At 31.6% G+C, this 24377-nt stretch carries 21 protein-coding genes and 1 other RNA gene; 7 read left to right on the plus strand and 15 right to left on the minus strand.

Annotated elements, in window-relative coordinates:
• Positions 1–186 (minus strand): carboxypeptidase regulatory-like domain-containing protein (locus VLC96_RS14460; protein ID WP_325264022.1); only part of this gene is annotated, 186 nt, incomplete at its 3' end.
• 279 nt (positions 187–465) lie between these two features.
• Between VLC96_RS14460 and VLC96_RS14465 the strand changes: the two genes are divergently transcribed.
• The 3 genes from VLC96_RS14465 (at position 466) to VLC96_RS14475 (ending at position 4003) form a co-directional block, all read left to right on the plus strand.
• Positions 466–1506: a sensor histidine kinase gene (locus VLC96_RS14465; protein ID WP_325264024.1), complete on the plus strand. Its 1041-nt coding sequence runs from the start codon at positions 466–468 to the stop codon at positions 1504–1506.
• Positions 1496–2197, plus strand: coding sequence for a LytR/AlgR family response regulator transcription factor (locus VLC96_RS14470; RefSeq protein ID WP_325264026.1), 702 nt, complete (start codon positions 1496–1498; stop codon positions 2195–2197). The genes VLC96_RS14465 and VLC96_RS14470 overlap by 11 nt, the downstream gene beginning before the upstream one ends.
• Before the next feature lie 330 nt (positions 2198–2527).
• Positions 2528–4003: an MFS transporter gene (locus VLC96_RS14475; RefSeq protein WP_325264028.1), complete on the plus strand. Its 1476-nt coding sequence runs from the start codon at positions 2528–2530 to the stop codon at positions 4001–4003.
• 194 nt (positions 4004–4197) lie between these two features.
• Here VLC96_RS14475 and fsa read toward each other — a convergent pair whose 3' ends face one another.
• The 3 genes from fsa to ffs form a co-directional block, all read right to left on the minus strand.
• A complete protein-coding gene (gene fsa, locus VLC96_RS14480; protein WP_325264029.1) occupies positions 4198–4854 on the minus strand; it encodes a fructose-6-phosphate aldolase in 657 nt (218 codons plus the stop codon).
• A 242-nt stretch (positions 4855–5096) separates the two neighbouring features.
• Positions 5097–5900, minus strand: a complete 804-nt coding sequence (locus tag VLC96_RS14485; RefSeq protein ID WP_325264031.1) for an SDR family oxidoreductase — start codon at positions 5898–5900, stop codon at positions 5097–5099.
• Positions 5901–6133: 233 nt separating this feature from the next.
• An RNA gene (gene ffs / locus VLC96_RS14490) (signal recognition particle sRNA small type) lies at positions 6134–6231 on the minus strand.
• Between the two features lie 88 nt (positions 6232–6319).
• On the opposite strand from ffs, the gene VLC96_RS14495 reads away from it, so the two are divergent.
• Positions 6320–7369 carry a glutaminyl-peptide cyclotransferase gene (locus VLC96_RS14495; RefSeq protein ID WP_325264033.1) on the plus strand — a complete coding sequence of 350 codons (1050 nt, stop codon included), beginning with the start codon at positions 6320–6322 and terminating at the stop codon, positions 7367–7369.
• Between the two features lie 158 nt (positions 7370–7527).
• Positions 7528–8766, plus strand: a complete 1239-nt coding sequence (hutI, locus tag VLC96_RS14500) for an imidazolonepropionase (RefSeq protein WP_325264034.1) — start codon at positions 7528–7530, stop codon at positions 8764–8766.
• Between the two features lie 127 nt (positions 8767–8893).
• Here hutI and VLC96_RS14505 read toward each other — a convergent pair whose 3' ends face one another.
• Positions 8894–9769: a DUF8428 domain-containing protein gene (locus tag VLC96_RS14505; protein WP_325264036.1), complete on the minus strand. Its 876-nt coding sequence runs from the start codon at positions 9767–9769 to the stop codon at positions 8894–8896.
• 108 nt (positions 9770–9877) lie between these two features.
• Here VLC96_RS14505 and VLC96_RS14510 point away from each other — a divergent pair, with 108 nt between their 5' ends.
• Together VLC96_RS14510 and VLC96_RS14515 are read left to right on the plus strand one after the other, a co-directional pair.
• Positions 9878–10918, plus strand: coding sequence for a formimidoylglutamase (locus VLC96_RS14510; protein WP_325264038.1), 1041 nt, complete (start codon positions 9878–9880; stop codon positions 10916–10918).
• A gap of 109 nt (positions 10919–11027) precedes the next feature.
• Complete coding sequence (locus tag VLC96_RS14515) at positions 11028–12275, plus strand: DEAD/DEAH box helicase (protein WP_325264040.1); 1248 nt, start codon at positions 11028–11030, stop codon at positions 12273–12275.
• An 81-nt stretch (positions 12276–12356) separates the two neighbouring features.
• Here the strand turns inward: VLC96_RS14515 and VLC96_RS14520 are convergent, their stop codons facing one another.
• The 10 genes from VLC96_RS14520 to VLC96_RS14565 all read right to left on the minus strand — a co-directional run bounded on the left by VLC96_RS14520 (position 12357) and on the right by VLC96_RS14565 (position 24341).
• Positions 12357–14564, minus strand: coding sequence for a response regulator (locus VLC96_RS14520; RefSeq protein ID WP_325264042.1), 2208 nt, complete (start codon positions 14562–14564; stop codon positions 12357–12359).
• A 170-nt stretch (positions 14565–14734) separates the two neighbouring features.
• A complete protein-coding gene (locus VLC96_RS14525; protein WP_325264043.1) occupies positions 14735–16003 on the minus strand; it encodes a dicarboxylate/amino acid:cation symporter in 1269 nt (422 codons plus the stop codon).
• A 97-nt stretch (positions 16004–16100) separates the two neighbouring features.
• Complete coding sequence (gene aroC / locus VLC96_RS14530; protein WP_325264045.1) at positions 16101–17162, minus strand: chorismate synthase; 1062 nt, start codon at positions 17160–17162, stop codon at positions 16101–16103.
• Positions 17163–17510: 348 nt separating this feature from the next.
• The gene (bshA, locus tag VLC96_RS14535; protein ID WP_325264047.1) at positions 17511–18644 is read right to left on the minus strand and encodes an N-acetyl-alpha-D-glucosaminyl L-malate synthase BshA; all 1134 of its coding nucleotides are present in this window, start codon (positions 18642–18644) and stop codon (positions 17511–17513) included.
• A 198-nt stretch (positions 18645–18842) separates the two neighbouring features.
• The gene (locus tag VLC96_RS14540; RefSeq protein ID WP_325264049.1) at positions 18843–19457 is read right to left on the minus strand and encodes a phosphatase PAP2 family protein; all 615 of its coding nucleotides are present in this window, start codon (positions 19455–19457) and stop codon (positions 18843–18845) included.
• Positions 19458–19469: 12 nt separating this feature from the next.
• Positions 19470–19952: an ABC transporter ATPase gene (locus VLC96_RS14545; protein WP_325264050.1), complete on the minus strand. Its 483-nt coding sequence runs from the start codon at positions 19950–19952 to the stop codon at positions 19470–19472.
• Positions 19953–19989: 37 nt separating this feature from the next.
• On the minus strand, positions 19990–20781 hold the full coding sequence (locus tag VLC96_RS14550) for a (Fe-S)-binding protein (RefSeq protein WP_325264052.1): 792 nt from the start codon (positions 20779–20781) through the stop codon (positions 19990–19992).
• Between the two features lie 76 nt (positions 20782–20857).
• Positions 20858–22192, minus strand: coding sequence for a (Fe-S)-binding protein (locus tag VLC96_RS14555; RefSeq protein WP_325264054.1), 1335 nt, complete (start codon positions 22190–22192; stop codon positions 20858–20860).
• 4 nt (positions 22193–22196) lie between these two features.
• Entirely contained in the window at positions 22197–23156 is a 960-nt protein-coding gene (locus VLC96_RS14560; RefSeq protein ID WP_325264055.1) for an MlaD family protein, read from the minus strand.
• Between the two features lie 51 nt (positions 23157–23207).
• Positions 23208–24341 carry an N-acetylmuramoyl-L-alanine amidase family protein gene (locus VLC96_RS14565; RefSeq protein WP_325264057.1) on the minus strand — a complete coding sequence of 378 codons (1134 nt, stop codon included), beginning with the start codon at positions 24339–24341 and terminating at the stop codon, positions 23208–23210.
• Between the last annotated feature and the right edge of the window lie 36 nt (positions 24342–24377).

Raw genomic sequence — 24377 nt, forward strand, 5'->3', positions numbered from 1 at the left:
CTCAATAGTAAAGCTACCATCAAAATCTGTGGTAGTACCTTTTTTTGACTCTCCTTTCACTGTAACATTTGCTGAAGGTAAAGGCATACCTTTAGCATCAGAAACCAAACCCTTGATCGTTTTTACCTGCGCAAGGGTAACTTGCGTAGTAAAAATAATCATTACGATTAAAAAAATTTTTCTCATTTTTAAATTATTTTTGTTAGTTATAGCGTAAAATTATCCTTAACGTTTTGTTAAAAAAAATAAATTAAACCAACAACATTGTTTTTTAAACGAACGACATAAATTAATCAATAATGCGTTTTCCGAAAACGTTTTCTTAATATACATTTTGAGGTGATATAACTTATTTATAGATTTTTTTTAACCAAAAGCTTATTTTTAATAACAAAATGATTATTGTTGCAAAAACAAAATTTATCGCTAAACGTTGAATTTTCCTTTACACTTTTAACATATCCAATGAAAAAAATTAATTTTCAAATAAAACTCAAAAACCACGTTTGGTTTTGGACACTATATTTTTTACTCAATTTTTTAAGATGGGGAGCTTATTTTAATGATTACACTTATTCATTCAAATCCAACTTAATCGAATTTGCACTTCATATACCATTAGTCTATTTCAATTTATTTATACTCATCCCCAGATTTGTATTAAAGTCGAAATACATTAAATATGCATTTTCATTGATTGCAAGCTTAGCAGTAGTTTATTTATTAAAAACAGGTCTTACTTATTATATTATTTCCAAAAATATATGGCCAGAAGCCAATAGAGATTACAGCCCTTTTGAAATCAATCACATTGTGGCTGTTTGTATAGGAGAATTATATGTGCTTGCCATTGCTTCTTCTATTTATCTGATGCTGACGTGGCTCAAAGAAAGAGATCGAAACAAAGCTATAATGGAGAATCAGAATAAAATAAAATTGAAATACCTAAAAAATCAGATCCAACCGCATTTCTTTTTTAATACATTAAATAATCTGTATTCGCTTTCATTAGAATCTTCAAGCAAGGTTCCGGATGTTATTATTAAACTTTCCAGTCTTATGGAATATGTACTGTATGAGATTGACGATGATAAATTTGTGGATTTAATTAAAGAAATCGATTATATTCAAAATTACATTGAAATCGAAAAACTTCGATTTCAGAATGTTGAAGTGACCATTAATCTAGAATCTGATATCGACACTATAAAAGTGCCCCCATTATTATTTATTTCACTGATCGAAAATGCATTCAAACACGGCGGAATAAATAATGAAAACCTAAAAATTAAAATCAATTTAAGAGTGATAAAGTCTATGCTGGAATTTGAAATAATAAATAATTTTGTACTTTCACAGCCTCTAAAACACAAAAAAGGAATAGGCTTATCAAATACCAAAAAAAGGTTGAAACTTATTTACAAGAATAATTATTCTTTGAACCAAAAAACAAAATTCAACTTTTATATAATCAAAATACAAATCCCTTTATATAATGAAGATTAAATGTGTAATAATTGACGACGAACCTTTAGCAATAAAAGTGTTACTCAATTATTTTGAAAACTTCTCCGATTTTGAAATTTTAAAGACATTCAACAATTCATTAGAAGGATTAGAATTCATTAATGCTAATAATGTTGATGCTGTTTTTTTAGACATCAATATGCCAATGATGACAGGATTTGAGCTAATACGTTTATTGGAGAAAAAAACTCGAATTATCATTACAACTGCATTTAGAGAATTTGCTGCCGAAAGTTATGATCTAGAAGTACTCGATTATTTAGTAAAACCAATTCCTCTTCCACGTTTTATAAAATGCATTCATAAAATCGAAGCAGAGCATAATTTAAAGAATAATATAAAAATTGAAAACCATCATTCAGAACCACACCTTTTTATCAAAGTGGACAAAAAGATGGTAAAAATCAATATTGATGAAATTCTTTTTGTCGAAGGAATGAAAGAATACATAAAAGTTGTCACTGCCGAAAAAACTTATATCACACATAAATCCTTAACTTCACTAACAGAAGAATTACCTGCAGAACGTTTTATGCGCATCCATAAATCATATACTATCGCATTGAACAAAGTAAAATCGTTAGAAGGAAATAGAATCCAGATTGCATCTTATACAATTCCTATAGGTAGAAATTACAGCAAAGATGTAAAAAGTAAAATCTTGGAATAAAAAACTCCAGAACTTATATTTTGCATTACTAATAATATTAAAATTTCGAATAACCCAATTCTTAATTATTCGTGTGTTTTTCACATTTAAAACACAAAACAAAGAATCTCCTTTCTTTAATAAATATGTTGCTAAAAATACATATCTACATCGATTTTTTACTTAATAAATAGCAAGCAGACAATCATTTGTAGACAAAATATTGTCGTTTATTTAAAAGTTAAAAACTTTGTATCATAAAATTTTTTTTTGAATTTCTTAACAAATATATTTACAGTCTTGCAGCATCAAAAAACTAATTAATAACCAAAAAACATTAAATTTTAAATTATGAGTTCAGAAAATGTGCAAACCAAATGGGGACAATTTATCTCTTTGATAATTGTCTTCTTCTTTTGGGGTTTTGTTGGATCTGCCAATGACATCCTAATCCCAGTATTCAAAAAAGTATTTACATTATCTCAGGTACAATCACAATTAGTTGCTTGGGCATTTTATGCTGCTTATTTCGTAGGATCAATAATCTTCTTCCTAATATCTTTAAAATCCGATGTTTTACAAAAATTCGGATACAAAAAAACACTCTCAGCAGGTTTGTTACTTTCAGCAGTTGGTTCATTTTTATTCGTTCCTGCTGCAACATTAGAAAGCTTTCCTTTCTTTTTAACAGCTTTATTTACAGTAGGTTTAGGGTTTTCTATCCAACAAATTGTTGCTAATCCACTTGCAATTAAAATGGGAAGCCCAGCCACTGGAGCCCACCGTTTAACTTTGGCTGGAGGGGTAAATTCTTTTGGAACAACAATTGGTGCGATCTTATTAGGAATTGCATTGTTTGGTATGGGAGATAACAAAAAAACAACCCTTTCTTTAGAAGACATCAAGTTACCTTTTATAATCTTAGGTCTTGCCTTTATCATCGTTGCGGTTTTCATGAATTTTTCAAAGATCGAAGACCCTGCTAAAGTAGATGAAGAAGAGGCTCATATCGAACATAAACATGCCAAATTCAATATTTTAGACTACCCACAGTTGTATTTAGGAATGTTAGGAATATTTGTTTATGTTGGAACAGAGGTTACCATTATTAGTAATTTACCAGCTTTACTTCATACAAACGAATTTGGTAACATTTTAGAAGATGCAATTGCACCATTTATTGCCTTATACTGGGGAAGTTTAATGATTGGACGTTGGAACGGTGGTATCAATGTTTTCAACACTTCAACTGTTGTAAATGTTGCGTTAAAATTCATTGTCCCAGCTTTAGCTTTTGGAGTTATCATTGGAGCAAATGTTTTTGCGGCACATGATGTTTCTGCATTTTACATCTACCCTATCTGGATTTTATTATTTATAATAGTAAGTTTCATAGGTGGCAAAAATGCTGGAAAAACATTAATGCTTTTCGGAATTTCAGGTTTATTAATGATGGTATTAGGTTTAGTTTGGCCAGATCCGGCTATTGCCAAATTCTTTTTCATCTCAGGTGGATTATTCTGTTCCATCATGTGGCCATCAATTTTCGATTTAGCTATTGCTGGTTTAGGAAAAAACACTGGAAAAGCTTCCTCTTTCTTAATAATGATGATTCTTGGTGGCGGTGTAATTCCACTTGTACAAGGTAAAATATGTGATTTGGATTTAACTAGTCCTGACGGAATATTTGGAATCAGCTACACACATTTCTCATATATTGTACCACTTCTAGGTTTTGCTTATTTAGCATTTTATGGCTTCTATTGCCCTAAAATATTGAAAAAACAAGGTATAACCCATGTTGTAAGCGAAGGTGGCGGACATTAACAAGCATTCAGCTTTAAGACTGAGTACTCAGTAAAATGAATCAAAAAGTCCCATTCTAAAACAGAATGGGACTTTTTTTTATACAAAATTCAAATACCTGAGAAAACAAAAAAGTTCCATTTCGTATTGAAATGGAACTTTTTTTATAAGTTTTCGTAACTAAATACTGCAGCCTGAAAACTAAATACTCTTTCTTACTTATTTCCTTTTTCGAAATCAGCAACAAACTGAGCCAAACCGATATCTGTCAATGGGTGTTTCAACAAACCATAAATAGCAGATAATGGTCCAGTCATAACATCAGCACCAATCTTAGCACAATTTACAATATGCATAGTGTGACGTACAGAAGCTGCTAAAATCTGAGTTTCATAACCATAATTATCATAAACCTCTCTGATTTCTTCAATCAAATTCAAACCGTCTGTCGAAATATCATCCAAACGCCCAACAAAAGGAGAAACATAAGTAGCACCAGCTTTAGCAGCCAATAAAGCCTGACCTACTGAAAACACAAGAGTTACATTCGTTTTAATTCCTTTATCTGAGAAATATTTAGCAGCCATTACACCTTCTTTCGTCATAGGTAATTTAACCACAATTTGATCGTGCAAATCAGCCAATTCCTCTCCTTCTTTAACCATTCCTTCAAAATCCAAAGCATTAACTTCAGCACTTACATCACCATCAACCAAATTACAGATATCAACATAATGTTTCAAAATATTGTTTTTACCGGTAATTCCTTCCTTAGCCATCAACGATGGATTAGTAGTTACACCATCTAAAACACCTAACGCTTGTGCTTCTTTAATTTGAGCTAAATTAGCCGTATCAATAAAAAATTTCATAATATATTTATATTTAAATTGTGTTCATAATTATTAGGGCGTGACCCCATTTATAAAAGGCGCTACATACAAACCGCTTATTGCGCGCCTTTTCTAAATGCGGTCGGGCTATACGCGCTACATGGTAGCTTGCTCCTATCCCTCACGCAAATCCGGTGCAAAATTACGAAATCAATTTCAATATTAACTTCAAAAATCAATAACAATAGCAATAAAATCAGTTAAATAAAACCTTTATTTTATCAAAGTTTATAATGATTCATTAACATTTTTTCATATACTTTATCAGGAAGAATTCTTTTCAATACAATAGAAAACTTTTGCATAAAAGCACCAACCTTATAATGAATTTTAGGACTTGGGTTTTGAATGATTACATAAATCTCTTCAGCCATTTCATGAGGATTACTTCCGCTATCAACATGTTCATTCATTGTTTGAAGATTATTTCCATACGATAATTCATAAGCCGAACCTTTTATAACTGGTGCATGAAACCGACCTGCTGCAATATTCGTAGCAAAATCCCCTGGCGCAACATTAGTAATTTGGATACCAAATGATTTTACTTCCATACGCAAAGCTTCAGTAATCAATTCCAACGCTCCTTTTGAAGCCGAATAAACACTTCTGTAAGGCAAGCCCATATATCCGGCAATTGAAGTGACATTTATGATGAGACCTGATTTTTGTTTGCGCATTTGTGGCAAAACTGCTTTCATTACTTCAATTGGTCCAAACAAATTAGTTTCAAAGTTATTTTTGATTTCTTCTGTCGGAATTTCTTCCAAAGGTCCAGTAATTCCAACACCAGCATTATTAATTACAACATCTAATCTTCCAGAAGCAGTAATTACTTCAGCAACAGCCAACCGAATCGAATCAACATTTCGGACATCCAAAGCTATTAAAGGAAAAACCGAATCTGTAATTCGTTCAGGATTTCTGCTAGTCCCATAAACAACAAAACCTTTATAATGCAAAAATTCTCCAATAGATTTTCCAATTCCCGAAGAACCTCCTGTGATTAAAACAACTTTATTCATAGATATTTGCGATATTTAATATTTACGATTTGCAATAGACAATATTTGATTTACGCTTTATCATATTTAGCAAACAAAATTGAATATTTATTACTAATAGAACAATTAAAAATAAAACCATTACTCCATATCGTACGACCGATATTGTAAATCGTAAAATCAAAATGGTTTGGGTAAAAATAAAAAAATCCTCCCGAAGGAAGACTACTTTTGCATAAATTCTAAAATAAAAAAAATGGCAAGCGATCTACATCGCACCGCTCAACCACGTACCCTTGCTATGTTCCCATCCTGGGGGAGTCTGCAGGAGCTGGTCGTGTAGGACTTGCCGGTGCAAATATACAACCTTTTTATATTTTTGCAAGCGCTTTGGTCTAATAAAAATAACGTTGTATATTGGTGGCTACAAAATTTAAACGATGAAAAAATATAACTTACTAATTGCTACTTTATTAGGAATTACATTAATTGGATGTGGCGACACAAAAAAAGGTGAAAATTCTTTATTCACTATCGATGATTCTGCTTTTCCGGCGCATTTTACATCTACAGAATCAGTTTCGATTGGCATTTCTAATCCAAAAGAGAAACAAGTTGATAGTATTGCATATTTCGTTAATGACAAAAAAGTTGGAACTACAAAAGGTTCAGAAAAATTCAAATTTGATTTAAAAGATCAAAAATTAGGCTATCAATATTTAAAAGCTACTGTTTATTTTGGAGGTGATTCTTCTGACGCAACAAAACGAATCGAATTGGTTTCAAATGTAGAGCCTAAATTATTGAGTTATAAAATCATAAATACTTACCCTCACGACACTGCTTCATTTACCGAAGGTTTTGAATTTCACAATGACACTTTGTGTGAAAGTACTGGACAAAAAGGAACTTCCTATTTTAGAAAATACGATTACAAAACTGGAAAAGTTTATAAACAAATTGATTTGGATTCTAAGTATTTTGGAGAAGGAATTACCTTCATAAATGATAAATTATACCAACTCACATGGCAGGAAAAAACAGGTTTTATTTATAATGCAAAAACATTCAAATTAGAAAAAACATTCAAGTTTACAAAAGATATTGAAGGTTGGGGAATGACAAATGACGGAAAATATATTTATCAATCCGATGGAACAGAAAAAATCTGGAAAATGGATCCAAATAATCAAAATTTAATTGATTATATCAATGTGTATTCTGGATCTTCAAAAATTAAGGCTGTTAATGAATTAGAATTAATCAATGGAAAATTCTATGCAAATGTTTTCGAAAAAGACGCAATAGCAATTATAAATCCAGCTTCTGGAGCAGTTGAAGGGATTTTAAATATGTCTGGTTTACGTAAATTAGTAAAAGTAACTTCACAAGATGTTTTAAACGGAATTGCATACAACCCAAAAACCAAAACTATTTTTGTAACCGGAAAAAATTGGGACAAAATGTTCGAAATAACAGTTTCAGAATAAAAAATCAATACAGATTTAAATCGTAAAAGATTTAGATTAAAACTTTTTAAAACTCAAGTAAAACAACAGTTCTCTGAAACTTTGAAATACTTTAAACAGACCTAACAAGCTTCAAAACCTGTTAGGTCTAATTTTTTATTCAAACTAAAATATAAAGCATGACAACACTTATCATCAATATAAAAGAGCTTTTACAAATTCGTGACAGTTCCATACAAAAAGTTTCTGGAGCAGAAATGGCCGTTTTGCCAACCATTACCAATGCTTTTTTATTATTGAAAAATGATTTAATTGCTGATTTTGGTCAGATGAAAGATGTTCCCAAAATAAAAGTTGATAAAACAATTGATGCAACTGGAAAAATAGTTTTACCATCTTGGTGCGATAGTCATACGCACATTGTGTATGCTGGCAATCGCGAACAAGAATTTGTAGATCGCATCAACGGAATGTCTTATGAAGAAATCGCCAATCGCGGCGGCGGAATTTTAAACTCTGCAAAAAAACTAAATGAAACATCAGAAGAAGAAATCTATAACCAATCAAAAGCAAGGCTTGAAGAAGTTATACAATTGGGAACTGGAGCTGTCGAAATTAAATCTGGTTACGGACTAACTGTTGAAGGCGAACTCAAAATGCTTCGGGTAATTAAACGATTATCTCAAAATTATCCAACAACAATCAAAGCAACTTTTCTTGGCGCACACGCCTTCCCTGCTGCTTTTAAAGAAAATAAAAAAGGATATATTGATTGTATTATCAATGAAATGCTACCACAAATCACCAAAGATAAACTAGCAGATTTTATTGATGTATTTTGCGAAAATGGTTATTTTTCTGTTGAAGATACCGAAAAAATAATGCAGGCTGGAATACAATTTGGTTTGAAACCAAAAATTCACGTCAATCAATTCAATTCTATTGGCGGAATACAAGCTAGTGTAAAATACAATGCACTTTCTGTAGATCATTTGGAGATCATGAATCCTGAAGACATAGAAGCTTTAAAAAACACTGAGACAATGCCTGTTGCATTACCGTCTTGTTCATATTTTATAAGTATTCCTTACACTCCTGCACGCGAAATGATTTCAGCAGGACTTCCATTAGCACTAGCAACAGATTTTAATCCTGGAACCACTCCTTCTGGGAATATGAATTTTGTTGTTGCTACTGCTTGTATTAAAATGAAAATGACACCAGAGGAAGCTATAAATGCAGCAACTATTAATGGTGCATACGCGATGGGAATTTCAAAAACTCATGGAAGTATTACTAAAGGAAAAAAAGCCAATTTAATCATCACAAAAGAAATCCCTTCTTTTTATCAATTACCTTATGCCTTTGGAAGCAACCTAATTGACAAGGTGATTCTTGATGGTAAGATAGTAAGTTAAATTATCTAATAATTGAAGGTCAAAAATATAAAGAACACTCTCAACCGTTAGGAATTTCAAACAGTTTTAAACAAAAAAAGAGCGATATTCATTTTAAATATCGCTCTTTTTTTATAATTATTATTTATTATTTCAAAGTAAAATTAGTACTTGAAACCAATTGGTCTTTATCAAAAACATTTACTGAATATTGCCCTTTAGCAAAATCTTTTCCAGCTAAATCTTGAGATACTTGAACTGTTTTGTTTTCATATTTTACACTTGAAACAAAACTATATGTCAATACTTTGTCTCCAAAAGTAACAGTTTTAGCTTCACCCAAAACATTGTTTTTACTATCAATCACTTGTACATAGTAGTCTTTGTCTCCAGATTTTGCAATTGAATTTTCAGCAATTGTAAAACTTATTTTTAGAACATCAGCTCTACTAGCTTTATCAGTTGCGATTTCTTTACCAGAACTTTTCAATTTATAGGCTGCAGTTTGCAAATTCAAAATTGATAACTTAGAACCTTTTTCAACAGTTTTAGACAATTCATCATTTTGACCAACTAAAACTTCATTAAATTTTTGTGCCTGACCCAAAACCACTACCGTACTATCACGTTGATTCGTTAAAGTAACATTTTGTTTTTTCAGACCTTCATTTTCTGCCATCAATTCTTTCATATGGTTTTGCATAGATCTAACTTGATTTCTATATTTAGAAACATCTCCATTAGATTTTTTAAGCTCTTCCATCAAGTTAACTACCTTATCTCTTTCTTGTAGTAACTCTTCAGACATTGATGTGTTTTCTGCAATTGCAGCATCATAAGTAGCCTTAAGATTTTGTAAATCTTTCATTACAGATTCTTTTTCCGAACCTACTTTTACAACTTCGGTTTGGGCTGCATCAACGTCAGATGACATTTTAAAAATATAAACTAAACTTCCCACTAATAAAATGGCTAAAACAGCGATTACTGCTTTTAGACTTGAATTGTTTTTTTGATTTTCCATGTTAAAATATAATTGTTTTTACAAATTTAATAATATATATAACGCAACTTAACTCAATTATATTATTTTTGGAAAATAAATAATATCTATTTTAGGGAATTCTTTTTTATGGAAAAGCTTATTACATTCAGTATTAATGATCTGGCAAAAGTAACTAACCACAGAAGTGGTGAAATAAAATTTGGCGAGAAAATGCTTATCATTCCAAAAGATACTGATCCTTTTGATTTCATGAAAAAAAGTGAGGCTAAATTTGTTTTATTTGGCATTCCCGAAGACATTGGAGTTAGAGCTAATTACGGTCGACCAGGAGCTGCTTCTGGATGGCAAAGTGCAATAAAAGGCATAGCAAATATCCAACACAATCGTTTTTCAAAAGGCAATCAAATTATTGTTTTAGGATATCTTGATGTTAAAAAGGAAATGATGGAAGTTGAACATCTTGATTTTAATGATATTGATGACCGTTCCAAATTAAGTCAATTAGTAGAAAAAATAGACAAAGAAGTCTCTCATATTATATGCAAAATAATTCAGGCCGGAAAAGTTCCCATAGTTATTGGTGGTGGTCATAACAACTCATACGGAAATATAAAAGGAGCGGCATTAGCAAAAGGTAAAGCCATAAATGCAGTTAATTTTGATGCACACTCAGATTTCAGGATTCTAGAAGGTCGTCATAGTGGCAATGGATTTTCATATGCATTTGAGGAAGGGTTCTTAAAAAAATATTTCATTTTTGGGCTTCACGAAAATTATACTTCCAAAAATGTTTTAGATATAATAAAAAAAATTGAAGACAGAGTTCGATACAACACCTACGACAGCGTAAATATCAGAAAAGAAAAAGTGTTTTCTGAAGAAATGACAAATGCTCTTGATTTCATTAAAAATGATCCTTTTGGAATTGAAATAGATTTGGATGCAATTCCAGATATTGCCAGCAGTGCAATGACCCTAAGCGGATTTTCGATTGAAGAACTTCGTCGGTTTGTTTCTTTCTTTGCCAAAAATAAGAATGCAACATATATACACATTTGCGAAGGCGCTCCTGATTTAGGAGAAGATAAAAACAATCATTTGATAGGTAAACTTATTGGTTATCTTGTTACCGACTTCATGAAATCACATAATTCAATTCAGGTATAAACTGAAGAAAATTACGCTCTTAAAGCAAAATAATTTTCATCCGAAATAATAACACTATCTTTGCGGCCTTATCTATGTACTTAATACATGATAATTTAATATCCAAAATATGTTATTCGAAGATTTATCACTTTCAAAAAGTATACAAAAAGCCGTATTTGAAGAAGGCTATACAGAAGCTACACCTATTCAGGAACAATCCATACCAGTTGTTTTGGCAGGAAAAGATTTAGTAGGCTGTGCTCAAACCGGAACCGGAAAAACTGCCGCTTTTGCAATTCCAATTATTCATCAATTGCATCGAATTGTAGGTTCTTCAAAAAAAGCAAAAGTAATTCGCGCACTTGTTGTAACTCCCACAAGAGAATTGGCTGTTCAGATTGGACAAAGTTTTGATACTTATGGAAAATACACTAATCTGACACAATTAACATTGTTTGGTGGTGTATCTCAAAATCCACAAGTCGATACTTTAAAGGGCGGTGTGGATATTGTCATTGCGACACCAGGAAGATTATTAGACTTGCACAAACAAGGTTTTATTGATTTAAATCATTTACACACTTTGGTACTAGATGAAGCCGATCAAATGCTTGATATGGGCTTTGTGAATGATGTCAAAAAAATTGTTAAACTGACACCAAAAAACAGACAAACCCTTTTATTCTCTGCAACGATGCCGATTGCTATAAGAGAATTGGCAGAAATGTTTCTTACGGATCCAGAAACAGTAACGGTTTCTCCAGTTTCATCTACTGCAGAAACGGTAGAACAACGCATCTATTTTGTTGAAAAAGGTGAAAAAAGAAATCTACTTTATCATTTAATAAACAATGAAAATTTATCAAATGTCTTAGTTTTTTCGAGAACAAAACATGGAGCTGATAATGTAGTAAAGGCATTAAGAAAAAAAAATATTGCTGCCGAAGCCATTCATGGTGATAAATCCCAAAACGCAAGACAACGCGTTCTCGATGCTTTTAAAAATAAAGAAGTTGGAGTCCTTGTGGCAACAGATATAGCCGCTCGTGGTATAGATATTGACCAATTGCCTTATGTTGTTAATTTTGATTTGCCAAATATTCCAGAAACTTATGTTCACCGCATTGGACGAACTGGTCGTGCAGGAAATGGCGGAATTGCGATTTCGTTTTGTGGCAAAGATGAAAAAGACTACTGGAAAGACATTCAAAAACTAATAAAAGTGGATGTAAAAACAATAAATGATCATCCTTATCCTTGGCATTCCGGAAGTCCTGAAACAACCGAAAAACCAAAAAATTCAAACCGCAGCGGCGGCGCTCACAAATCTCGAAAATCGAGCGCATCTAAACAAAATAAAAAAAGATGGTATTAAGCTTTTAATACATTTTTAAAATTAAAACATCTTTAAAGTCAAATTTAAAGATGTTTTTTTTTTAACTAATACTTTTTTAAATTAAATAATAGTTTTAGCTTTTAAAATAAGGCAATTCATAACTTTAAACAATTGTACTGAATCAAATGGTTTTACAATAATATCGTTCATTCCTGCCATAATTGCTTCGTCTGTTATTTCGTTTTTATCAAAAGCTGTTAAGGCAATAATAGGCGTATCAATACCTTTGGCCCGTATTTGTCTTGTTGTTTCAAAACCATTTATCAAAGGCATGTTTATATCCATCAAAATAATATCAAAATCTTCTTTTGATAAAATATCCAGAGCCATAAAGCCATCATCAACTACTTTGCAAGAATAATTATTCTTTTCAATAGTCTTTTTGGTAATTAATTGATTGATACGATTGTCTTCGACTATAAGTACTTTGAACATTTCATTAGAAGTTAAATCCACTTGGATATTATTTATTATTTCATTAGTTCTGGAAACGCTGGATTTAAAATCAATACAAAAGGTAAAAACTGTTCCTTTACCCAATTCACTTTCTACTATAATATCACTTCCAAAAAGGCCTAATAAACGCTTCACGATTGATAATCCTAAGCCTGTACCTTGATAATCCAGTTCCTTCCTTCCTACTTGAACAAATTTATCAAAGATTTTATCCTGATCCGATGGAGAAATCCCAATTCCATTATCCTGTATTTTAATTTCAATAGAATGCATTTCTCCTTCTACTGCCAACTGTTTTGCAATTATATTAACCTCTCCATTTTTAGTAAATTTCAAGGCATTGCTGACCAAATTCATTAAAATTTGAGCAAAACGAAGTTTATCTCCAATCAAATTTTCTGGAATTAAAGGATCAATATCAACATCAATTTTATTATTATTTTTTTTGGCAATAAAAGACAATGAATTTTTTATCATATTAAATTCATCTGTCAAATTAAAAGTCATATTATCCAAAATGATTTTATTTTCTTCAATTTTATTAATCTGCAAAATGTCATTAACCAATGACAACAAATAACGAGCAGAGAATTTTAATGAAGTTAAATGAGGGCTTTTAGCGAGTTCCTTATGCTCCTCCAGCAGTAAATCAGCAATTCCGACAACACCATAAAGAGGAGTTCTTAATTCATGACTTATCGTTGAAACAAATTGCGTTTTTAACATAGCAGACTCTTCTGCTTTTTTCTTGGCAATTTTCAATTCTTCATTTGCAAGCAATAAATCTGCATTTGATTTTAATTTAAAATTGTTGTTTCTAATTAATGAATTCAAAAAAAGCAATAAAACAAATGTGGTGATTATAAAAAGTAGTACAATAATCCTCGATTTTTTTAAGCTTTGAAACTGTAAATCTTTTTCATTTTCTATTTTGTCAATCGTACGCTTGTATTCGTCTAGCTGGAGATTGATGCCTTGTACATTAGCTTTTGCTAATTTTTCTTCAGCATAAATTTCATCACTTAGATCAGTGTATTGTTTCAGATTCTCATAAGCTCTTTCGAAATCTTTCTGCTTAAACAAAAATTTGGAATACTCTAAATGTGAAAATGACAAATCCGATTTTTCATTTAGCTTTTTTCCAAGCCGAATAGCTTCTTTAAAATAAAACTCAGCTTTTTGATTGTTATTTTTGTGACTATAATACATGCCGTTAAGCATACTCACTATAACTACAACAAAATTATTTTTATGCTTTTTATAGTATAGATTAACAGTTTTTAAACTTTCCTCACCTTCATCAAACTTTTTAATATCGAAAAGTGCCCAGGTCAAATTAAGGTTTGTAAAAGCCTGTTGAGAGGAATCAGCAATTTTTTTACTGTATTCAATTGCTTTTCGATAATAAAATATCCCTTTTTTGTAATTCTTTTTTTCAAAACAAAACATATTACCAAGGTTGTTATTAACCCTCTGTTTTATGCTGTCATTATCAGTATAATTGGCATATGCCAAAGCTTTATTGTAGTAAAAAATAGCTTTATCAAATTCAACTAAAGAATTAAAATTTGCCGCAACATTATTATAATTTTCTGCAATAAGAACATTATCTTTTATCGCAATAGATTTACGTAAAGCCAATCTTGAAATTAATAAAGATTTTTCGAAATCACCAGCTTCGCGAAGCTTGGTAGCTGAAGCTATTAATTGATTAATTTCTTTTTTAGAAGGCAACTGATTTTGCCCATTTAAAGTTGTACCTAAAAAATTAAATGATAAGATTATTAATAAAACTATCCTTATTAGGGGCATAATAGAAGTTTTTTTTTCAAATATAAGTTAAAACTAAGATATTCTGCATCTATATGTTAATAATATTTTAAAAACTCATTAAGTTATCAAATAAGAAAAGCAGTTACTTTTTTTTCAAAATGTAACTGCTTTTGTTTAATGTATGATTATGAAATAAAATTTATTTCATTTTAATTAATTTCTTCTTTATCATCTTCCCATTTACCAACGACTGATGTCGCTAATGCATTTCCTAAAACATTTGTAGCCGTTCTAAACATATCGCAAAAATGATCTATTGGTAATATTAATGCAATACCTTCGATCGGGATTTTAAACATTCCACAACTAGCAGCAACAACTACCAAGCTTGCTCTAGGAACCCCTGCTATCCCTTTACTAGTTAGCATCAAAACCAAAAGCATCGTAAATTGTGTTGGATAATCGAGATGAATACCATACGCCTGTGCAATAAAAATACTTGCAAAAGTCATATACATCATACTTCCATCGAGATTAAACGAATATCCCAAAGGCAACATAAAAGACACTATTTTATCTTTCACCCCAAATCGTTCTAATTCTTCAGTAAGCTTTGGAAAAACTGCTTCAGAACTTGTAGTTCCAAAAGCAACAATTAATGGACTCGTAATATATTGCAATAATGTTTTAATTCTTTTACCAAGAAAGATAAAACCTACTACAATTAATACCACCCAAAGTGTGCCAATCCCTATTAAAAATGAACCGAAGAATTTAAAATAAGTAATAGCTAATTCTTGAAAATCACGCACCGCAAATACACCGGCAATAGCACCAAAAACACCTAACGGAGCAAACTTCATCACGTAATTTACCATTTTTAGAACAACATGAGAAGTTCTGTCTAAAAAATCAATTACTGGTTTTGCAGTATCACCTAGTGATGCTGCTGCCAATCCGAAGAAAATAGAAAAAATTACAATTTGCAGAATTTCATTGGTTGCCATCGCTTCAAAAAGACTTTTTGGAACTATATGTTCTACGAAGTTTTCAAAAGACAAACTTTGAGTTTTAGCAGTAACATCAGAAACACTGGTCAAGTCAATATCTGATAAATTTAATCCAACACCTGGTTTCAATAAATTCACAAACAGCATTCCAATTAACAGAGAAATAAATGAGGCCGTAAAAAACCATCCTAAAGCTTTCCCTCCAATTCTACCAACCGCTTTAATATCACCCAATTTTGCTATTCCAACTACTAAAGTGGTAAAAACTAATGGAGCAATAATCATTTGTACCAACCTAATAAAAATGGTAGCCAGCATTTTTATTTTGTTACTAAATTCCTGAGTCGTTTCTACTGCTGTGGAATTATGAATAATAACACCTAATATTGCTCCTAAAAGCATCGCAATAAGAATTTGACCCGTTAAACCTTTAAAAAAAGATCCCTTATTAGTTTGTGTTTTATTCATTTAATTAATTTTCAAGATTTAATTTCAAATTTATTTGATCAAAATGTATTTTTTTTTATTCCATTTTGACGTTTAAATAAACATTGAAATTCATCAATTACAAATAAGTTTTATTCAAAAGAAAAAAGTCAGCAAGAACAATTGCTGCCATAGCTTCTACGATGGGAACAGCACGCGGAACAACACAAGGATCATGACGCCCTTTTCCTGTCATTTCGGTAATATTTCCTTGGTTATCTAAAGATTCTTGTTTTTGCATTAATGTGGCAACAGGTTTAAATGCCACACGGAAATAAATATCCATTCCATTGCTGATTCCTCCTTGAATTCCGCCAGAACGATTAGTTTGTGTGGTTCCGTCAGGATTGTATAAATCATTGTGCTCACTTCCTTTCATTTTTACACCTTCAAAACCGCTTCCAAATTCAAAGCCCTTTACAGCATTTATTGACAACATCGCTTTACCTAATTCAGCATGCAATTTGTCAAAAACTGGTTCTCCCAGACCGATTGGCACATTTTGAATCACACAGGAAACCGTACCTCCTACAGTGTCACCCTCTTTACGAATTTGACGAATATATTCTTCCATTTCAATTGCTGCTTCTTCATCTGGACAACGCACTGGATTACTTTCTATTTTAGAAAAATCCAATTCCTGATACGCTTTATTCATAAAAATTGGACCAACTGAAGAAACATAAGCATTGAATTTTATTTGTGGTAACATTTGTTTGGCAATAGCACCAGCTACTACTCTACTGGCGGTTTCACGTGCTGAACTACGACCACCACCTCTATAATCTCTTATTCCATATTTTTTTTCATAAACATAATCAGCATGACTTGGTCTGTAATTATCTTTAATATGGGAATAATCGTCTGATTTTTGATTGGTATTTGGAATAATAAAACCGATTGGTGTTCCAGTAGTTTTTCCTTCAAAAATTCCAGATAAAAACTGTACATCATCGGGTTCTTTTCTTTGAGTAACTATCGCTGATTGACCTGGTTTTCTTCTTGACATTTCAAACTGAATTGCATCTAAGTCTAATTGAATTCCTGAAGGACAACCGTCAATAATTCCGCCCAATGCTTCTCCATGTGATTCACCAAAAGTAGTTATTCTATATAGTGTTCCGTAGCTATTTCCTGCCATTGTATAAAATTTTACGCAAATGTAAGTTTTATGAATTAAACTAAAAATTATAAATTAGTAATATTTCACATTAAATGCATTCTAAATAGCGTTACTTTTAAATAAGAAAACAATAAACTGTTAAAGAATTACATTAAATTTTCAGTTCAAAAAAATACCGCAGTCACTTTTATTTTTTAAAACGATACAAATATTTAAGAAACACAATAACTCAACTATAACATTTATCCTCAAGTATAAAATTATAAAAGAATAAATTCATTAATGCTATAGACTTGAAAATTAAAGTTACGGGGACAATAACTAAAAAAAAACATCTTTTGTCTTTACAAAAGATGTTCCCTTAAATTACTTATATTTATTTATAGCCTTGAGATATAAAGCTTCATAAATTGGTAGAATGTTCTTGATGTCAAATTTCTCAGCAACATGCAATGCATTTCGTTTGAATTCACTGAGAACGCTATCCTCCTTTAATATTTTCAGAGCATTTTTGGCCATTTCATCAACATCACCAACATTACTTAAGTATCCTGACACACCATTTTCATTTACTTCAGGCAAACCACCCGAATTACTAGATATTACAGGAACTCCGCAAGCCATTGCTTCGAGCGCAGCTAAACCAAAACTTTCTGTTTCTGAAGGTAAAAGAAATAAATCAGTTAGACATAAAATCCGATCAATTTCATTACTGTTACCAAAAAAAATCACTTTATCCTCAATCCCATATTTTCTACATAATTTCTCAGCTTTCTCCTTTTCAGGGCCATCGCCAACCATCATCAATTTGGCTGGAATTTCTTTTTGAATTTTATAAAATATTTTGACAATATCTGGAATACGCTTTACTTTCCTGAAATTACTGATGTGGGTAATTATCCTTTCCTGAGGTTGAGCCATAACAGAACGACTACACGGAATAGTAGGATCATAATTATTTTTTTCTAATTCGATAAAATTTGGAATAACCTGAATTTTATTTTTAATATTAAATAATTTTAAAGTGTCATCTTTCAAGCTTTTAGAAACCGAAGTCACATAATCAGATTTATTTATACTAAAAGTAACTGCTGGTTTATAAAATGGATGGTTACCAACCAAAGTTATATCGGTTCCATGCAATGTTGTTACCATTGGAATATCAATACCTTCATCTTTCAGCATTTGTTTAGCCATGTAGCCAGCATATGCATGCGGAATAGCATAATGAACATGTAAAAGGTCAATATTGTGCAATTTAACCATATCCACCAGTTTGCTAGACAAAGCCAATTCATAAGGCTGGAAATGAAAAAGTGGATATTCAGGAACTATAACTTCATGATAATGCACATTTGGATTTAATAATGCCAAACGTACTGGTTGGCTATATGTTATAAAATGAATTTCGTGTCCTCTTCTTGCTAATTCCAACCCTAATTCAGTTGCAACAACGCCACTTCCTCCAAAAGTTGGATAACAAACTATTGCTATTTTCATATATGTTTTTAAATGTTTTTTTAGTGTCATATTTAATTAACAAGTAATCATCAATGCAATATTGACATTATCTTCATTTTTATATGACTTTTAAGTGTAACGAAAGTAATGAGAATAGATCGGGTTTATTATGAAATAAAAGTTAAATTTTAACATTTCAAAAATCATTCATAAACTAAAAATAAAGCTGAACGAAGTCTATTCCCAAAGTTTCTTTTGATGAGGAGCTCTTTTTTTGTTGATCCATTTATTTAATTTGTGACATAAAAAAGCAGAGCCACTACCTACAATAGCACCAACCAAAACATCGGTAGGATAATGAACACCCAGATGCATTCGGGAATATCCAACGGTGCCGGCCCACAAAAAAGAAGGGGCAATAACATACCATTTTGGATAAGCCATACTCAATGAAGTTGCAGTTGCAAAAGCAAAAGAAGTATGTGCCGAGGGAAAAGAATAGCTCGACTCTTCAGTAACATTATCTATTTCGGGATAGGTTTCATAAGGTCTGTCCCTTTTTGCAATGCTTTTCACAGCCAAAGTAATAAATGCTGAAGCGCCCAAAGATTCAGCAATAAAAATCGCTTTTTGCTTAGTTATACTGTCTTTTTCAATTAATCCCACAGCGTAAATAACAATCGGAGTTCCAATGACAATTGGAGTAACGCTATTCGTAACTCCTTTCATAAAAGGATCCAAATTGGTATTCCTGTTAACATTTATGTCTTTTAAAATATCAATATCCAAATTTTGTGCGTTGGAAATCGAAAACCAGAAAAAAAACACAAAAAGGGAAAGTATTTTAGACATATAGTAGTTCATTTAAAAAAATCGGCTGTGCCAACTATCAATTGCGGGAACCTCCCAAGATTCATTGAACTCTTCGATATTATTAACCAAATTATTGAAAACAATCGTGTTTTCAGTAACTGATTTGTCTTTTACCATTTTTTTGAAATCAATCAAAGATTTATGTGCAATATGCTCTCCTTGTTTGAAAGTCACATTCATTTTATCCAATAAATCCACATCATATTTCTTTTCCAAACCTTGAATAAATTCAACTGAGGAATCAATAGAACAACCAGTTGCTGCCTGTACTTCTTGATTTACTGCTATGATAATAAAACGATTATATTTTAATGAATAAGAAGATTCAAGACTAGTTCCGTGAGCAGCCCATTCGTTAAGGAATGATTGCAAATCAGTCTCAATTTCAGAAAACTCGGCGTCCGAAAATTTTCTATTCGATTGATAAATCCAAATTCTGGATTCTCCGGGTAAATTTTCAAAAGGAACGTACATTTTATTTTGATTTATATTTTTAAAATAAGATTTGCAATTACAAATCTTCGGCATTAGCGATCAATTCAGCAATATCCATTACTTTAACATCACCTTCTCTCTCTTTATTTTTAACACCATCAGTCAACATGGTATTACAAAATGGACAAGCTGCTGCTATAATATCTGGTTTCGTTTCCAAAGCATCTTCTGTTCTTTCTACATTGATTTCTTTGTTTCCGGGTTCGGCATCCTTAAACATCTGCGCACCTCCAGCTCCACAGCATAAACCATTAGCTTTGGAACGTTTCATTTCGGTTAATTCGACATCTAATTTTTCAATTAAATCTCTTGGCGCTTCATAAATATTATTAGCTCGACCTAAATAACATGGATCGTGAAAAGCTATTCTTTTTCCTTTAAACTGACCACCTTCAATAGTTAATCGGCCTGAATCTAATAATGATTTAAGGAACTCAGTATGATGAACGACCTCGTAATGACCGCCCAATTCTGGGTATTCATTTTTTAATGTATTAAAACAATGTGGGCAAGCAGTAACAATTTTTTTGGCTTCATATGCATTTAGTACCTCAATATTCATCATGGCCTGCATTTGAAACAAAAATTCATTACCTGCTCTTTTTGCTGGATCACCAGTACAACTTTCTTCGGTACCAAGAACAGCAAAATCAACATTGGCACGATTTAAAATTCGAACAAATGCTTTTGTAATTTTCTTTGCTCTATCATCAAAACTTCCTGCGCAGCCAACCCAAAATAAAACTTCTGGTTGTTTACCCTGAGCAATCATTTCGGCCATTGTTGGGACTATTAAACTTTCTGACATAACTTTTATATTATTTTTTAGCAAAAGGAATAAATTCCAGTTTGCGAGGTATTTTTATTTATTTAATGACAACCGATTAATTTTCGTTTTTCCAATTCAAACGATCTTGTTGACTGTATTGCCATGGCGCACCATTATTTTCAATATTGGTCATCATAGCATTTAGAGGCATTGGTGCCGCACTTTGCTCCATTACAAGATAACGTCTCATATCCATAATGATAGAAAGCGGACTGATATTTACCGGACATTCCTCCACACAAGCGTTACATGATGTACAAGCCCATAACTCTTCAGGAGTGATATAATCGTTTAATAAAGTCTTATTATCTGGGATAAAAATGCCTTTGTTAGCGTCTATATTTCTACCTACTTCTTCCAATCTGTCTCTTGTGTCCATCATAATTTTACGGGGAGACAATTTTTTTCCTGTTTGATTTGCAGGGCATGATGAAGTACAACGCCCACATTCTGTACAGGTATAAGCATTTAATAACTGTACCCAATTTAAATCCTGAACATCACTAGCTCCAAACTTAGCTGGAGTTGCATTTTCTGAAACTGGTGCTGCTGCAAATGGTTCTGCATTTGGATCCATCATTAATTTTACTTCAGCGGTAACTGAAGCTACATTATCAAATTGTCCTTGTGGCTTCAAATTAGCAAAATAAGTATTTGGAAAAGCTAATAAAATATGAAGGTGTTTTGAAAAATAAAGGTAATTCATAAAAACCAAAATGCCGACAATATGTAACCACCAAAAACCTTCATTAAGTAACATTACCAATTCATTTGACATTCCATTAAAAACTGGAGCAATAAATTGACTTATTGGAAAAGAACCTGCTTTTATAAAGTGTGAAAAACCACCAGGTACATTCTGCAAATGCAAATCTGATGCATTCATTAATAAAAATAATGCCATCAAAATCATTTCAAAATATAAGATCGTATTGGCGTCTCTTTTTGGAAATCCTTTTAAATCAGGATTAAAGAAACGTCTAAGCTTGATAATATTCCTTCTAATCCAAAAAACTGAAACAGCTACAAGAACCAATAAAGCTAATATTTCAAAAGAACCAATTAGCACATCATAAACAACTCCCATTGGAGCAAAAATTCTATGAGTTCCAAAGAGCCCATCAATAATAATTTCTAATAATTCAATATTGATAATAACAAATCCAACATAAACAATGATATGAAGAAATCCAGATACTGGACGCTTTACCATTTTGGATTGTCCAAGAGCAATCATAGCCATATTTTTCCATCTTGCCTGTGGATTATCACTACGATCAACATCAAGGCCAAGATTAATATTTCTAATAATTTTTTTTACATTCAAATAAAAATATCCGAATCCAATTACCAGTACAATGGCAAATAAAACATTACTTAAGTAGGTCATGAAACTAATTTTTTACGTTTATGATAGAATCTTGTGGAGCAACGTATGGTCTATTTTTTTTACCAAAAACAGAAACATTTACATAACGTGTAGGATTTAGTCTTACGTCTTGTAAAAGTAATTCAAGTTCTTTAGAAGTCTTTTCTAAATTGTTATATAAAGCTTCATCTTTCAGCAACTTACCCATTGAGCCTTTACCCGCTTGAAGACCTTGCATCATACCATCAACTTTGTTTAAAGTTGCATTTAAATTTCTAACTGTAAGGCCTAAATCAGCTTTATTTAATGAATCTGAAATCTTAACAAAATTGTCTGAAACTTTATGAAAATTAGTCACAACACCTTTCAATTGTCCTTTATTTTCTTCTAAAACTACATTTGCATTTGCTGCAACTTTATGAAACTGTTCCATTGTAGCACTCAATTCTGCCAAACTCTTTTTTAGATCTGCTTTTCCTTTTGCGTCTAAAACTTCGTTTATACCCATTACTAATTGATCTGCACTGGTCAATAATTTTTCTAATTTAGCCATTGCTGGATCAATTTTCTCACCCAATGAATCCATTAAACCGGATTGAACAACGCCCTGAAGATAATCTCCATCCTGGGCTATATTTTTATCATTATAATTAGGACGAATTGCAACTTGTTTCCCTCCAATAAGACTTGCATCATAAATTGCTGCTACACTTGATTTGGATATTGGGAAATCTGTATTTATTTGTAACACTACAAGCAAAGTTCCTTTTTCGGTTATTGATATATTTTTTACCTTTCCAATAGCGAGACCGTTTATTGTAATAGGAGCTGATGGCGCAAGTCCTTCAACATTTTGGTATTCTACATAAAAAATTTTATAACTATCAAAAAGATCTTTACCTTTTAGATAATTATATCCCCAAATGAATAATAAAATTGATGTTATAACTAGAATTGCAGTCTTTATTTCTCTTGTAATTTTCAAAATTTTGTTTTTTTAATGAGTAAATTTAATATAAAATAGTTGAATTAATAATTATTTGATTGCTTCCTGAATGCTAATCTTTTTTCCGTTTTTAAATGCAATTAAATAAGCAGATTCAAATCCTTTTGCTTTAACTACTTTCAATTGACTTTTAGCATCTTCATAATCAGTGCTCTCTCCGTATTGATATTTATAGAGATTATCTTCAAAAACTACAGACACATTTTTCAAGCCATTGAAATTTTTAGGACTTAATGCCAACTTTTTTTTAGTGGCTGAAAGCTGAATTTTGTATATTACATCTAGAGTATCTTTCTTTATAGGTTTACTAACGCCCTGAACTTCTGCTTTTTTCTCTTGGGTTTCTTTAAGTATCTCTGAAGGCTTTTCTCCTACGTTTTCTACTTCTCCATTGCCAAAATATTCGTTTTTATAACTTATTATAGCATCAGCAATAGCTTTGGCAATATCATTTTGTCCTTGCTCGGAGTTGAGTACTTCGCCTTCTACAGCATTCGAAACAAATCCAGTTTCAATCAAAACTCGTGGCATATATGCTTTGTGCAACACCATGTATGGCGCTTGTTTAACTCCTCCTTGTCTCAATTTTTTGCCTAATAATCCAAAAGCATCTTCAATTTTACTTGCCAATGAAATACTATTTTCGAGATATTCCTCTTGCATTAAGGTCATACCAATCATTGTTTCAGGAGAATTTGGATCAAAACCTTCGTATTTTTGCTTATAATCTTTTTCCAAAGTAATTACTGCATTTTCCTTTTTTGCTGCTTCCAAATTAGAGGCAACTTTGGTCATCCCCATTACATAAGTCTCCGTGCCATCTGCAGCAAGATTTTTATTGGCATTACAATGTATAGAAACGAAAATATGCGAATTGGCTCTGTTTGCAATATTAGCTCTTTCTACCAAGTCAATAAATACATCTGTCTTTCTCGTATATATTACTGTTATTTTTGGGTTTGCTTCTAAAATTTTTCCAACTTTTAACGCAATAGCCAATGCAATATTTTTTTCTATTCTCCCGCTATACACCGCTCCAAAGTCATGTGCTCCATGTCCAGCATCCAAAGTAACTTTAAAATTATTGGATTGTCCGTACGTAGTAACCGTCAACAGTACTATAAAAAATGTGAATGCAACTTTTATTTTTTTTAACATATACATCTAATAGTCATTTAATTACAAGACTTCGGTTATAAA

The organism is Flavobacterium sp. (assembly GCF_035456085.1).
GTDB lineage: Bacteria > Bacteroidota > Bacteroidia > Flavobacteriales > Flavobacteriaceae > Flavobacterium.